The sequence below is a fragment of the Vibrio sinensis genome, from assembly GCF_003605645.1.
In the GTDB taxonomy this organism is placed as follows: Bacteria; Pseudomonadota; Gammaproteobacteria; order Enterobacterales; family Vibrionaceae; genus Vibrio; species Vibrio sinensis.
Genome location: NZ_QVMU01000002.1, coordinates 169,927 through 184,293, shown reverse-complemented (window position 1 = coordinate 184,293; position 14,367 = coordinate 169,927). Strand labels below are relative to the sequence as shown.

The 14,367-nt window shown below is 43.4% G+C and carries 10 protein-coding genes and 1 riboswitch; of the genes, 5 read left to right on the top strand and 5 right to left on the bottom strand.

What is annotated here, in order from left to right:
- Positions 1–339: 339 nt before the first annotated feature.
- Genes dhaK through ptsP form a run of 3 tightly spaced genes read left to right on the top strand, consistent with a single transcriptional unit; the run spans position 340 to position 4,472 of the window.
- Positions 340–1,398, top strand: coding sequence for a dihydroxyacetone kinase subunit DhaK (gene dhaK, locus DZ860_RS04340; protein WP_120029697.1), 1,059 nt, complete (start codon positions 340–342; stop codon positions 1,396–1,398).
- Between the two features lie 15 nt (positions 1,399–1,413).
- Positions 1,414–2,052 carry a dihydroxyacetone kinase subunit DhaL gene (dhaL, locus tag DZ860_RS04335; protein ID WP_120029696.1) on the top strand — a complete coding sequence of 213 codons (639 nt, stop codon included), beginning with the start codon at positions 1,414–1,416 and terminating at the stop codon, positions 2,050–2,052.
- Between the two features lie 2 nt (positions 2,053–2,054).
- A complete protein-coding gene (ptsP, locus tag DZ860_RS04330) occupies positions 2,055–4,472 on the top strand; it encodes a phosphoenolpyruvate--protein phosphotransferase (RefSeq protein WP_120029695.1) in 2,418 nt (805 codons plus the stop codon).
- 118 nt (positions 4,473–4,590) lie between these two features.
- Here ptsP and dhaR read toward each other — a convergent pair whose 3' ends face one another.
- The 5 genes from dhaR to DZ860_RS04305 form a co-directional block, all read right to left on the bottom strand.
- Positions 4,591–6,522 (bottom strand): dihydroxyacetone kinase operon transcriptional regulator DhaR, encoded by a 1,932-nt coding sequence (gene dhaR, locus DZ860_RS04325; protein WP_120029694.1) that lies wholly within the window; start codon positions 6,520–6,522, stop codon positions 4,591–4,593.
- A 271-nt stretch (positions 6,523–6,793) separates the two neighbouring features.
- On the bottom strand, positions 6,794–7,825 hold the full coding sequence (gene dapD, locus DZ860_RS04320; RefSeq protein WP_120029693.1) for a 2,3,4,5-tetrahydropyridine-2,6-dicarboxylate N-succinyltransferase: 1,032 nt from the start codon (positions 7,823–7,825) through the stop codon (positions 6,794–6,796).
- Positions 7,826–8,116: 291 nt separating this feature from the next.
- Positions 8,117–9,115 carry a GGGtGRT protein gene (locus DZ860_RS04315; RefSeq protein ID WP_120029692.1) on the bottom strand — a complete coding sequence of 333 codons (999 nt, stop codon included), beginning with the start codon at positions 9,113–9,115 and terminating at the stop codon, positions 8,117–8,119.
- A 42-nt stretch (positions 9,116–9,157) separates the two neighbouring features.
- The gene (locus DZ860_RS04310; protein ID WP_120029691.1) at positions 9,158–9,850 is read right to left on the bottom strand and encodes an iron-sulfur cluster assembly scaffold protein; all 693 of its coding nucleotides are present in this window, start codon (positions 9,848–9,850) and stop codon (positions 9,158–9,160) included.
- 172 nt (positions 9,851–10,022) lie between these two features.
- Positions 10,023–10,097: riboswitch (Fluoride riboswitch) on the bottom strand.
- Between the two features lie 302 nt (positions 10,098–10,399).
- Complete coding sequence (locus tag DZ860_RS04305) at positions 10,400–11,008, bottom strand: peroxiredoxin C (RefSeq protein ID WP_120029690.1); 609 nt, start codon at positions 11,006–11,008, stop codon at positions 10,400–10,402.
- A gap of 198 nt (positions 11,009–11,206) precedes the next feature.
- Here DZ860_RS04305 and DZ860_RS04300 point away from each other — a divergent pair, with 198 nt between their 5' ends.
- Both DZ860_RS04300 and aceB read left to right on the top strand, forming a co-directional pair.
- Positions 11,207–12,112 carry a hydrogen peroxide-inducible genes activator gene (locus DZ860_RS04300; protein ID WP_120029689.1) on the top strand — a complete coding sequence of 302 codons (906 nt, stop codon included), beginning with the start codon at positions 11,207–11,209 and terminating at the stop codon, positions 12,110–12,112.
- A 599-nt stretch (positions 12,113–12,711) separates the two neighbouring features.
- Positions 12,712–14,349: a malate synthase A gene (aceB, locus tag DZ860_RS04295; protein WP_120029688.1), complete on the top strand. Its 1,638-nt coding sequence runs from the start codon at positions 12,712–12,714 to the stop codon at positions 14,347–14,349.
- Positions 14,350–14,367: the final 18 nt, after the last annotated feature.

The window sequence follows — 14,367 nt, the reverse complement described above, 5'->3', positions numbered from 1 at the left end:
GATGCATTCAGACCTTTTAGTAGAGTTTGTTGTGTTTCACCGTTAAAGCCATCCTAAATAGGCGAGGGAGGAATGGTGAAGAAAAAAGCGGATAAAAACCCCTGATATTTGATGGCGGTATCAAAGCGTGAAGGTTGCGAGAATGGCTATAGCCCATTTTGTTAATACCGATCACTATTCGGGTTTTAGGTGGGAATTAATGTTCCATTTTGAAACGTTGTTGGTGGTTGTTTTGTTTCAAAATGGAACGCTGAAAAAAATTTATTGAGCAGGCGAAGAGTCAACATAATATGACCTCAGCCCTACGATTATGGATTTTAAATTACAGAGATCTGAACGATGAAAAAATTAATTAATAATGTTGAAGACGTTGTAAAACAGCAAATGGAAGGCTTAGCGATGTCTCGTCCAGAGCTTAAAGTTAGCTATGAACCTCGCTATATGTGGCATGAAGAAACGCCAGGACAAGTTGCCTTAGTTTCTGGTGGCGGTTGTGGACATGAACCACTTCACGCAGGTTTTATTGGTAAAGGCATGTTAACAGGTGCTTGCCCAGGGGAGGTTTTCACTTCACCAACACCAGACCAAATGTACGAGTGTGGCAATCAGGTCAACAGTGGTGAAGGCGTTCTGTTCTTCATTAAAAACTACACCGGCGATGTGTTGAATTTTGAAACAGCAGTAGAACTGCTTGATGCTGATGGCATTAAAGTCGGCTCTGTTCTTATTGATGATGATGTTGCAGTAAAAGATAGCCTATACACAGCAGGACGTCGCGGTGTTGCTGGTACCGTTTTAGTTGAAAAAATTGTCGGCGCAGCAGCGCAAAAAGGTTACTCACTAGAAAAATGTGAAGAGCTAGCTCGTCGCATCAATAATAACTGCCGTTCATTCGGTGTTGCTTTGAGTGCATGTGTGGTTCCAGCTGCAGGTAAGCCTTCGTTCATTCTTGCAGATGATGAAGTGGAGTTTGGTGTTGGTATTCATGGTGAACCAGGCATTGAGCGTACTAAATATACTGGTGCTGATGAACTTGTTGACCGCATGTTTGCTGAGCTCATCGAAAACATTTCATACACTCGTACTTTGCGTATTTGGAACCGTGAAGAAAGCATGTGGGATGAAGTGGAATCAACTATTGAAGATTTTTCTGCTGACAACGACTACATCGTGATCGTAAATGGTCTAGGTGCGACTCCAGAATCAGAGCTGTATGGCGTTTACCGTCGCTTGGCTGAGAACTGCCAAAACTCAGGTTACCGTATCGCACGTAACATGGTGGGTAACTACTGCACGTCTTTGAATATGGAAGGCGTATCAATCACTCTACTGAAAGCAGACGCAGAAATGATTGAACTGTTTGACGCACCAGTAGATACAGCAGCAATCAAGTGGTAATACGGGGGACGACAAATGCAAATTGAACAACAACATATCCTAAACTGGCTTGAACTGTGTGCTCAGGCTTATGAAGAAAACCAAGATTATCTAACCGATCTTGACCGTGATATCGGTGATGCAGACCATGGCTTGAACATGAACCGTGGCTTTAAGAAAGTCGTTGAAAAAATGCCAAGTAAAGAAGATAAGCAGCCTATCGGCAATATTTTCAAAACGACAGGTATGACGTTACTTTCGAGCGTTGGTGGGGCAAGTGGTCCTTTGTACGGCACGCTATTTATCCGAACAGCAGCAGCATTAGGTACTCGTGAGCAACTTTCTTTTGAAGAGTTAATCGATGGCCTGAAAAGTGGCGTCGATGGCGTGGTTTCTCGCGGTAAAGCACAAGCGGGTGATAAAACCATGTGTGATGTTTGGTTGCCAGTACTAGCATCAATGAAAACATCATTAGAACAAGGTGTAAGTCCTGATTACTTGATGGATGAAATGGTTGATATTGCAGAGAAAAGTGCGGTTTCAACAATTGAGATGCAAGCGAAAAAAGGCCGCGCAAGCTACCTTGGCGAACGCAGTATTGGTCACCAAGACCCAGGTGCGACATCTTCTCTTATGATGATTAAAGCTCTACGTCAGGCAGTTACAGGAAGCTAAAAATGGTTGGGATTGTTGTTGTTTCTCACAGTCGTCGTTTAGCTGAAGGGGTGGCCGAATTGGCCATCCAAATGACGCAGGGTAAAGTCAATCTAGCGATTGCCGCGGGTATTGATGATCCAGAAAACCCAATTGGTACTGATGCGATTGCGGTCATGGCTGCGCTTGAAGAAGTGTGTGATGAGCAAGGCGCCGTTGTATTGATGGATTTGGGCAGTGCATTACTTAGTACTGAAATGGCTCTTGAGCTACTCGACGACGAGATGCGCGACAAAATTGCCCTTATCGCAGCGCCAATTGTTGAAGGTACGATGGCAGCATCAGTTGCGGCAGCGGCTGGTCTGCCAATCGAAGCTGTCATTGCAGAAGCACGTAGTGCTTTAGATGTTAAACGTGAACATTTAGGCGAAATGAGTGATGACGAAAATCATGCGAGCCAGCCTCATATGGATGCGTCATCGCTTCAAAATGCACTTGATTTTACATGGCATGTTCAAAACCCACATGGTATTCACGCGCGTCCGGCGGCGGCGATTGTTGGCCAATTAGCGACGTTTAATTGTGATATGTGGCTAGAGAAAGGCGAACAACGCGTTAGCGCTAAAAGCTTGAATAATATCGCCAAACTGGGTGTTCGATGCGGAGATTCGGTATGTTTCTACGCCAGTGGTAGTGATGCTCAAGCAGCCGTTAATGCATTTGCACAATTGGCGAATGATCATTTCGGTGAAGCGGATGCCGTTCGCTTAGGTGTGCAAGAAGAAGCTGAAGATGTACAAGAGTCGATGCAAGAGCTAGTTGAAGCTCATGGGATTTCAGGTGCGATTGCTGGATTAAGCGTTAATGGCGGCATTGTTTCAGCGCCTGCTGTGTTGTTTGCTCAAGAAATGCCGGCTATTCCAGTTCGTGAATTTGAAGCAGAAAGTGCTGAAATTACACGAATTCAGCAAGCGATTGAATTGGTAAAATTACACCTGAGTGCGCAAGCTAAACTGCCTCATGGTGACATTTTCCAAGCTCATTTGATGATGCTGTCTGACCCAGAGTGGTGGCAAGCGATTGTCGAGGGTATTAAACAAGGCGCGATTGCTGAACAAGCATGGATGGACACGGTTAATACTCTAGCGACGGATTACCGCAATGCTGACAGCGTGTATATGCGCGAACGTGAAGCGGATGTATTTGATATTGCTCGTCAAGTGATGATTCAAATGACGGGTGAGAAGCCAGCCGCAGTAGAAATTTCTCAGCCAAGTATTTTGTTAGCACGAGATCTTATGCCATCTGATGTGGCTGGTTTAGATAAAAACAAAGTTTTAGCGATTTGTTTAAGTGAGGGTGGTAAAACTTCTCACAGTGCTATTCTTGCTCGTGCAATGGGTATTCCTGCGATTGTGAAAGTTCAAGGTTGTTTGGATCAGGTGAAGCCAGGTCAAGTAATCACAGTTGATGGTTTTAGCGGTTTATTATGGTTTGCGCCGTCGGCTGAAGTTGAAGCTGAGCTAGAACAAAAACGCAGTGAATGGCTAGAAGCGCAGCAAGTTGCGCAGCAAAGTGCTCAACAGCAAGCCATCACTTGTGATGGAACAGAAATTCAAGTTCTCGCCAATATTGGTGGCCCTGAAGATGTTAGTTTTGCACTGCAAAATGGCGCGGAAGGTGTCGGTTTATTCCGCACGGAGTTCTTGTTCCAAACTAGTGATGAGCTACCAAGTGAAGATGAGCAATATACGGTATACCGAGATATTGCTAACGCTTTTGGAGACAAACCGCTCACGATTCGCAGTCTTGACGTCGGTGGGGATAAACCGTTAGCGGCTTACCCTATGCCTGAAGAGGAAAACCCGTTCCTTGGTTTGCGTGGCGTGCGTTTATGTTTGCAACATGAAGAGTTATTCGTTACTCAGATTCGAGCGGTACTAAGAGCACATCAAGAGCAAAGTAATATTCAATTGATGATCCCAATGATCGCAATGGTGGAAGAAGTTCGACGAGTGAAAGCTCTGATTGCGCGTGAAGCTAAAGTTTTGGGTATTCAGTCATTAGATTTGCCTGTGGGAATTATGATTGAAGTCCCTGCTGCGGTCTTGAATGCAGATGCACTCGCGCAAGAAGTCGACTTTTTCTCTATTGGTACCAATGATTTAACACAATATGTTATGGCTGCCGATCGCGGTAACACAGCGGTTGCAGAATTGGTGAACTACTTTGAACCTGCCGTTATTCGAGCGATTGAAATAACGTGTATTGCAGGAAATAAAGCGGGAATTCCAGTCAGTATGTGCGGCGAAATGGCCGGTGATACTAAGGCGACAGATTTACTTCTGCAATTAGGTTTACGTAAGTTCAGTGCCAGTGCCAGTGTGCTTCCTGCATTAAAAGAACAAGTACGAACAGTCGATTTAAGCGTACAAGCTTAAGCTTCTCGTTCTAGCTTATAGCTTTAGACTTATGATGATCAAAAAGCCTTCGATAGGAATATCGAGGGCTTTCTTATTGGTCGATATCAGAATTGACCCTTTGATCTTTCAGTTGTACTCAAACGAGCTCAATCATTTCACTTAGATTGTACTTATTCATTTTCCGCCACAGCGTCGTACGACTAATTTTCAGCGCTTTTGCCATGTCTTGGACTTTTCCATCACATAAACTCCAAGCTTGGATGATCGCTTTCTTCTCCACTTCTTCAAGTGAAAGAATCACTTGGTTTTCAAGTTGACTGCTATCCGCCAAGTTGTGACGAATCTCCTCAGGTAAATCTTCGATCTTTATTAGGTTGGAGCTGCGGTTGAGGAGTATACGCTCCATACGGTTACGTAATTCTGAATTATTGCCTAGCCAAGCGAAGTTCATGAGCGCGTCAATGACTACCTTTTCCATCGCAATCACGACATTGTGGCGTTTCTCATAGTTATTGATGATCTTGAACATCATATGTTCAATGTCTTCTTTTCGTTTTCTCAGCGGTGGAATGTTGAGTTCATTGGATGAGATTTCGTAGTAGAGTTGGCGACCAAAAGAACGTTGAGCTACGTAAATACTAATATCGGCACAACTGCTGGTGATGAGCTGAATATTGACCGGAATGAGTCGTTGGCTATCACTGCGACTAATCAATCCTGTTTTTAATAGCTTCAGGATCACCGATTGCAATTCAGCACTTAAGTATTCGACTTTTTCTAAATACAAAGTGCCATTGTGTGCTAATTCAAATTTAGAGGGTAAACCTTGGCCCTCATCATAACCTAATGTATCTCGAACCATTTGGTCGGTATTAATTGATCGACAGTTGAGGGTAATGAAAGGACCATTTTTATAATCGCTCTCATTGTGTACCGCCATGGCCAAGTCACTTTTCCCGACTCCCTCTTCTCCGGTAATGAGTATTGGAGCTTTTGATTTTGTAGCTCGTTTGGCGACCGTTATGATGTGCTTCATTTTTCGAGAGACTGCCGGTAACGTTGCGAACGTATATTTGGCACTACCACCGATTTGTTGTTGGGCTAATTCACGGATCTTATCGATTGGGTGAATGAACATCAGATTGGAACCATCACTTAAAGGATAAAGAGTGATGATTGCTTCAATAAACACGCCATTGACTTCAACTGTGGTTTGTCGGCGCCGCACAATTTCGCGAGTTTCAATATTTTCTAAAATGAGTGGTGCAAAGCGAACTGTGGAAAAAACGTCTTTCTCGATAACCTCTGATGTAGCGATGCTGAGTAACCGTTCAGCTTGATGGTTGAGCATAGTGATACGGTTTTCATTGTTCCAAGCTAATATGCCATCGTCCATACACTCTAATGTCGCATTATGTGCTGACAACAAGCGGTTCATGTTTTCTTGTTCGCTTTGGATATGCAATTGCAGGGCAATTTCTTTGGCGCAGGAAGTTATGATGACAAGGTTTTCTCTGTGGTATTGAGTAGCGCGCTTGATCATTGAAATCGTGCCGCGTAGTTTACCGAAAGTATCAAAAACAGGGGCGGCGACAGCAGCGTAGTCATGTAAGTGACGATTGAAATGCTCAGCACCAAACACTTCTACAGGGGTATGGGCATCAATACAAAGGCTGACAGCATTTGTTCCAATTTTACCCTCGGAGAGAAAACCACCCATCTTAAAGCCGAGATCATTCATTTCCTGTTGCGTTGATTCATGACCGATACTAAATAAAATACAGCCATTATCATCTGTTACAAACAGAACTAGCTCTTCTCCCTTTAGGAGATCGTAAGTATCTTCCACAACGGTTGTTGCACAACCAATGATACGTTCATTACGCTTAATCAGAGAAGAAAGGGTGTAACCAGACGCAATGTGTGGCTTTGACCAGTTGTAAGGGCTGCATTGTTTCGTGCAGCGTTCCCATGATTTTAGAACGGGAGAGAGAGTAAACTCAGGTGACACCCAGTGGTGTTTTTGATAAAAATCCCACTTTTTTTTATTGTCTTCGATAGAGAGCATAGAGAACAGCCGCTAAAACTTGGCATTACCGACATCGCGGTCACGAAATTTTAAGATAATATCTTTTAGCGATAATTGAGAGTGTGATGGTTTTCACGTCATTGGTTTTCGTTGCAGGGTTTGCTTTGTGGATATGATGTAGGTCAGCTTTCTTTGGATGAAAAAATAAAAATCCCCCGCGTATCGATGAAATATCATGATAATTGCGGGGGATAGTCATCACGATTGAGAACAGTGATGGACTCTAGTCGTGAAGAGCAAGCTAATATAATTAGTTATTCTTATGCAGCTCACTGTTTAGTTCTACTGCTGATTTGTTTGCTAGGCATTCAATCTGACCTGTTACTGAGTTGCGACGGAACAGTAAATCAGAAACACCAGCAAGATCGCGTGCTTTTGCAATTTCAACTTCTTGACCCGTTGAATCTAGCATGCGTACTTTTGAACCTGCAGTGACATACAGACCTGATTCAACAGTACAGCGGTCACCTAGTGGGAAACCAAGGCCAGCATTGGCACCAAGTAGAGAATTCTCACCGATAGAAACGATCACTTTACCGCCGCCAGACAGTGTACCCATGATAGAAGCGCCGCCGCCGATATCAGAGCCATTGCCTACAACAACACCCGCAGAAATACGACCTTCAACCATGCTTACGCCAGTCGTACCCGCGTTGAAGTTAATGAAACCCTCATGCATAACTGTCGTACCTTCACCCACATGTGCACCAAGACGTACGCGAGAAGTATCTGCGATACGAACGCCAGTTGGTACCACGTAATCCACCATTTTAGGGAATTTATCGACACAATCGACAGACAGAGCACGACCTGCAAGACGAGCTTCGATTTGACGGTCAGCAAGTTCTGGTAGGTCGATAGGACCTTCGTTTGTCCATGCGATGTTATGCAGTAAGCCAAAAATACCATCAAGCACAGTACCGTGTGGTTTTACTAGACGGTTAGAGATCAATTGCAGCTTTAGGAAGCCTTCAGCAACGGATTGAGGTTGCTCATCAGTGGCGAGAATAACTAGTATAAGAGGTTGTGCTGATTCTGCCGCTTTTGATGCGAATGAAGCATTAGCAGTATCACCGTTTGCAGTGAATGCAGTAGCAAGTTCTGCGCTTTGCGCTGCAGAGATCTCAATAGCTTGGTTGCCTTGTTCGTAACCTGCAACTGCAGCAAGTGCATTTACGAGTTCGTCTGTTGGGTTAACAATTGGGTTTGGAAAAAATGCTTCGATGATTTTACCGTCACGATTTTTAGTCGCAGTACCAAAGGCTAGAGAAAAGAAAGCCATAGTTGATCTCCATGTGTTGAGTCTTGGTTCTCTTGCTCAAAGGCAAGAGATTAAAATAAGTCTATCTGTCCAAGTAACTTGGTTATGGACATCATAAAGAGACTATACAGGAGTGAAAAGGGGGAGAAGAGATAAAGTCTATCGGCGGATACGCTTTGTCTTTTTAGCGATACATTTGTCTTATGAGAAATGCTGTTCAAATAATTACGATCAATGATTAATCAGCTAATAAGTAAAGATGAGCAAGGTGACTCATCTTTACTTATTATTCGTTCTACTCGTGGCTCAACCTTAATGACAAGTTGATGATGTTCGTTGTTCATTGACTGCAACGGCAAGAGCAACGGTAGCCCCTACCATTGGATTATTACCCATCCCAATAAAGCCCATCATGGCCACATGCGCGGGAACCGAAGAGCTACCTGCAAATTGGGCATCAGCGTGCATTCTACCCATAGTATCGGTCATCCCATAAGAGGCCGGTCCTGCGGCAACGTTATCAGGATGAAGTGTTCGGCCCGTACCACCGCCAGAAGCTACAGAGAAATAAGGTAATCCTTGGCGAATACGTTCCGTTTTGTAAATACCAGCAACAGGGTGTTGGAAGCGGGTTGGGTTGGTCGAGTTACCGGTAATGCTGACGTCAACCTGTTCTTTGTGCATGATAGCGACACCCTCGCGCACATCATCTGCGCCATAGCAAAGAATATCACCGCGTAAACCTTGGGAGAAACGGCGACGTTCCACTTCGACTAATTCACCAGTATCGTAATTGTATTGGGTTCGAACGTAAGTAAAACCATTGATACGAGAGATTAAATAAGCGGCATCTTTACCTAAACCGTTTAAGATGACCTTAAGAGGTGTTTGACGAGATTTATTAACGTTTAGTGCAATTTTAATCGCCCCTTCTGCGGCGGCAAATGATTCATGGCCAGCCAAAAAAGCGAAGCAACGACTGCTTTCATTGAGTAAACGGGCGGCTAGAGCACCATGACCAAGGCCGACTTGACGCTGTTGCGCTACGCTGCCTGATTTAGTAAATGCTTGTAGACCTTCACCAATAATATTTGCTGCTTGTTCTGCGTTTTCCGCATTGCGGTAAAGAGCAAGGGCAGTCCCTAATGTGTAAGCATCGGCTGCGCTTTCAAAGGCAATAGGTTGAGTATCGAGAACTAGGGCTTTAGGATTGATATTTCTCTCGAGGCAATATTGATAGGCTTGCTCAAGGGAGGTCAAATTCATTTCATTTAATATGCTGAGTACGGATTCGTTGGATTGGGTTGTCATGATCTTTTTCCTCTACTAGTGCGAAGTAATGTTGTCGAAAAATTACTGTTGGCGTGGGTTAATGGTTTGAACGGCTTCATCAAAACGTCCATAGGTACCCGTCGCACTTATCAGTGCTTGATCGGCAATAATCCCCTCACTGAGGGCTTTCATCATTTTGCCTAGATTGAGATATTCGTAACCGATGACTTCACTATTTTCATCGAGGGCAAGTTTGGTCACATAGCCCTCAGCAAGCTCCATATAGCGAACACCTTTGGCTTTTGTTGCGTAACTGGTGCCAACTTGGCTGCGTTGTGTTTGACCTAAATCTTCGAGTGCGGCACCGATTTCTAAACCACCTTCGGAAAATGCAGATTGCGTACGTCCATAGACGAATTGTAAAAAGATTTCTCGCATTGCGACATTGATGGCATCACAAACTAAATCCGTATTGAGCGCCTCTAAAATGGTTTTTCCTGTCAGGATTTCTGCCGCCATTGCTGCAGATTGTGTCATGCCTGAACAGCCGATGGTTTCGATCAGTGCTTCTTCAATAATGCCATTTTTCACATTGAGAGTGAGCTTTGCGGCTCCTTGCTGCGGCGCACAAGCACCGACGCCATGACTAAGACCAGAAATCGAAATTACGTCTTTAGGATTGATCATGGCCCCTTCAATAGGAATGGGAGCAGAAGAGTGCAAGTTGCCACGTTGAATAGGGCACATTGATAGAATTTCATGTGAATATTGCATAGTGTTTTCCCAGTGTGAGATCGCCAGATAAACTCTCTGCTTACAGAGATTATTGGAAATCATCAATATTGTTTTGAGAAAACAGGTGGGGTTGGGAGGTAGGTTGTTCACTACAGATCTCTAATATGGGTGTATAGATACAGCCACATACCCAACAGGTATACCTGTTTTCGATTCTGTAGGAGTCATCAGCATTTTCGCGGTTCCAAGCTTGCGCTTGTGGTGGCACCCCATCACCTTATTTTCATGATAACGCCAAAAAAGTGTGAACGACAACCGCTTACTTAGACTGTATTTATCTAAAAAAATGCGTTGCTATACTCGTTTAGCTGTGAAAAAAAGGTGAGATTATATTTACTTGGTCTGTGAGTGAGCTTATTTGAACGGATGAACTGAGTTTGTGGTACTGAAAATCATATAGAAAAAGCCCAGTGCGGTGCACTGGGCTTTAATAAGGACTTTACTTTTAACTGATTGGCGGTGTGCGCTTTGCGCTTATGCTTTATATGTCCAACCATTTACCTGTTTGAGCGCAGGCATTAAAAGGTTTTATTTTGCTAGGTCACCAGCGTGCTCAGATAGGAACGCTGCTACACCTTTAGGTGATGCATCCATACCTGCTTTGCCTTCTTCCCATTGTGCTGGGCAAACTTCACCGTGTTTTTGGTGGAAGTTTAGAGCGTCAACCATACGTAGCATTTCGTCGATGTTACGGCCTAGTGGTAGGTCGTTAACGACTTGGTGACGTACTAGGCCATCTTCGTCAATTAGGAAAGAACCACGGAAAGCAACGCCTTCTTCTGGGTGCTCAACATCGTAAGCTTTACAGATTTCGTGCTTAACGTCTGCAACTAGTGGGTATTTAACTTGACCGATACCGCCATCTTCGACAGCAGTGTTACGCCATGCGTTGTGCGAGAATTGTGAATCGATAGAGATACCGATAACTTCTGCACCTTTAGCTTGGAAATCAGCTAGGCGATTGTCAAAAGCGATTAGCTCTGATGGGCAAACGAAAGTGAAGTCTAGCGGGTAGAAGAAAACAACCGCTTTCTTACCTTTAGTGAATTCTGCAAAGTTGAAATTATCAACGATTTCACCATTACCTAGCACTGCTGCTGCAGTGAAATCAGGGGCTTGACGACCAACTAGTACCATTTTTTTGCTCCTAGAATATCTGATAGTTCCAAACCATCTCTATTGTTTTGGTTTGGGTCCGTGTTTGTACGAGACAAACTATAGTACAGATTGTAGTATTGAAAAAAGCGAAATAAATAGATTAAGTTAATCGAGAAAAGCGATTAACTCAAAAGTATAAACTCGATCACTAGAAACGGCAGCGATACCTATAGAATTATGAATAAATGGCCAAGTCTTAAACAGTTACATTATTTAGTCACCTTGCATGAAACTCGACATTTTAGTGAAGCCGCACAGCGCTGCTTTGTTAGTCAATCTACATTGAGTAAAGGCATTCAAAACTTAGAAGAGTTGATTGGTTGCCCACTCTATGAAAAAAAAGATAAGAAAAGCCCGCTAGTATTCACTCACGCTGGCGAACTAGTGGTTCAGCAAGGCAGAGAATTACTGGCGAAAGGGCAAGATTTAGTGGAGCTTGGTCGTTTGTGCCAGGGTGAAGATATGGAAGGGCGCTTACGTTTGGGGTGTATCCCCACCATTGCCCCTTTTCTTTTGTGTGATTTAGTCCAACAAGTTAACTCTCGCTTCCCTAAACTCAACTTACTGCTACGCGAGGACACGACCACTAATTTACTCGCGGCCTTGCGTCATGGCGAACTCGATGTATTGATTCTCGCTCTACCGGTTGAAATTGATGGAATGGAGAGTTGTGTTGTAGGGCAAGATCCATTTCGTATGGTGATCAGTCGTGAGCAAGTGGATGGAATCCGAGTTCCAATTCAATATGATGACTTACCGAATGAATCCGTATTCTTATTAGAGAAAGAGCATTGTTTAACGCAGCATGCCGTTTCCGCTTGTCAGCTGACTGAAAAAGAGAAGATTAATCCGTTCTCTGCAACTAGCCTGCATACTTTGGTTCAAATGGTAGCGAATGGATTAGGCACGACATTCATTCCTCAAATGGCGATCGATCATGGTTTATTGAACAACCAAAATTTAGTCATTATTGATCCACCGGGCCAGCAAGCATATCGTGACATAGGTCTTGTTTGGCGCCCTAGTTCCTCAAGAGTGAAAACATTTAATCAGCTGGCAGAATTAGTTTCTGAACTGTTGTAGCAATAAGTATTAGCGTTGAACCTACCAACTTAGCCTAAAAAATACACTGCAAATGGTGTGTTTTTTAGCATTTAATGCTTTCCGTCTTTTTTGACTTGTAAAATTTTACAAGCTTTCTTTGATGAACCTTTCATTAAATTGTGAAATTTCACAGTGTGAATTTCACAGAACAAATCTAATCGCACATTCAATTTTTGATTTGCTTGTTGTTTTAACCTTTTGATCAATAAGTAATTAGTTATCAATATCCCTCTTAAGTTTATGGGTGTTATTTTTTTTACAGGGTCAATTTCACTGTAATTAAATTACGTAATAACATTCATTTTTATGGCCTAGATCAACAACTTATTGGCTACCGAATAATCCTTTGAATTTAACGATTCCTTAACTCTAGGGGTTTAGCTTTGATGCCGCTTGAGATAAGTTAAATACAGACGTTGTAAGACTTATGTCTAGATTGAAAAGCATCATCAAGTCAGAGAAAGTAGACCGACGAACAGCACTTGGTAGTGAAAAGCAGCGCAAAGAATGGAAACCTGTGACGTTGTTTAATAGTTACAAATGTAATTTTAGTGCCGAATGAATTTAAGGAAGAAGCCATGTTTGCTCAAACACCTGATAGAGAACAGAAACCAGCCGAAGCCCAAGAAACTTTAGCTAGGCTTAGTGTAAATGGTCATGTTTCACCTGATCACCAAGCCATTATTCCAAAGGAAGCCCAAACTTTCTTATCTCTATTGTGCGATCGCTTTGCGGGACAAATTGAACAACTATTATCAACCCGTGAAGCGAAGCAAGCTCGTATCGATGCTGGCGAACTACCAGACTTTCTTGAAGAGACGCAAGATATCCGTGAAGGCAGTTGGAAAATTCTAGGTATTCCTCAAGACCTACAAGATCGCAGAGTGGAAATTACGGGCCCGACAGATCGCAAAATGGTCATCAATGCTTTGAACGCGAATGTGAAAGTGTTTATGGCTGATTTTGAAGACTCTATGTCACCAGCGTGGGGTAAAGTGCTAGATGGTCAAGTGAACTTGCGCGATGCGGTAAATGGCACAATCAGTTATACCAACCCAGGTAATGGTAAACACTACCAGTTGACTGATGACCCGGCAGTATTGATTTGCCGCGTTAGAGGGCTTCATTTAAAAGAGAAACATGTCACCTTTGATGAGCAAATTATCCCAGGCGCGCTGTTTGATTTTGCCCTTTATTTCTATAACAACTACAAAGCCTTGCTTAAAAAAGGCAGCGGTCCTTACTTCTACTTACCAAAACTACAGTCTCACCATGAAGCGAAATGGTGGAGCGATGTCTTCCATTTCACTGAAGAGTACTTTGGTTTAGATACCGGCACGATTAAAGCGACAGTATTGATTGAAACGCTACCAGCTGTATTTGAAATGGATGAAATTCTATTTTCACTAAAAGAGCATATTGTTGGTTTGAACTGTGGTCGTTGGGATTACATTTTCAGCTACATCAAAACATTGAAGAAACACCCAGATCGCGTTCTGCCAGACCGCCAAGTAGTCACCATGGATAAATCGTTCCTTAATGCCTATTCACGACTACTGGTTCGAACTTGTCACCGACGTGGTGCTTTTGCAATGGGAGGCATGGCAGCCTTTATCCCAGCAAAAGACCCGGTGGCGAACCAACAAGTGTTAGACAAAATTCAAAATGATAAGTCATTAGAAGTGCAAAATGGCCACGATGGTACTTGGGTAGCACACCCTGGTTTAGCTGACACTGCAATGGACGTATTCAATCAAGTCCTTGGTGAACGAACCAATCAATTAGATGTAAGCCGTAGCACGGATGCGCCAATCACAGCTGAAGAGCTTCTCGCCCCTTGTGATGGAGAACGTAGTGAAAATGGAATGCGTCATAACATCCGTGTTGCTTTGCAATACATTGAAGCATGGATTTCAGGCAACGGTTGCGTACCTATCTACGGTTTGATGGAAGACGCTGCAACAGCAGAGATTTCCCGCGCATCGATTTGGCAATGGATTCAACACGGCAAAGCACTTGATAACGGTCAGGTTGTAACGAATGAATTATTCATTCAATACCTTACAGAGGAAATTGAGGTCGTTAAGCAGGAAGTAGGACAAGAACGCTACCAAGCGGGTCGTTTTACTGAAGCGGCTGACCTGATGACAAAACTGACCACCAGTGATGAGCTAACAAACTTTTTAACAGTCCCAGGGTATGACTACTTGGACTAAAGATTTCAACCTACACAG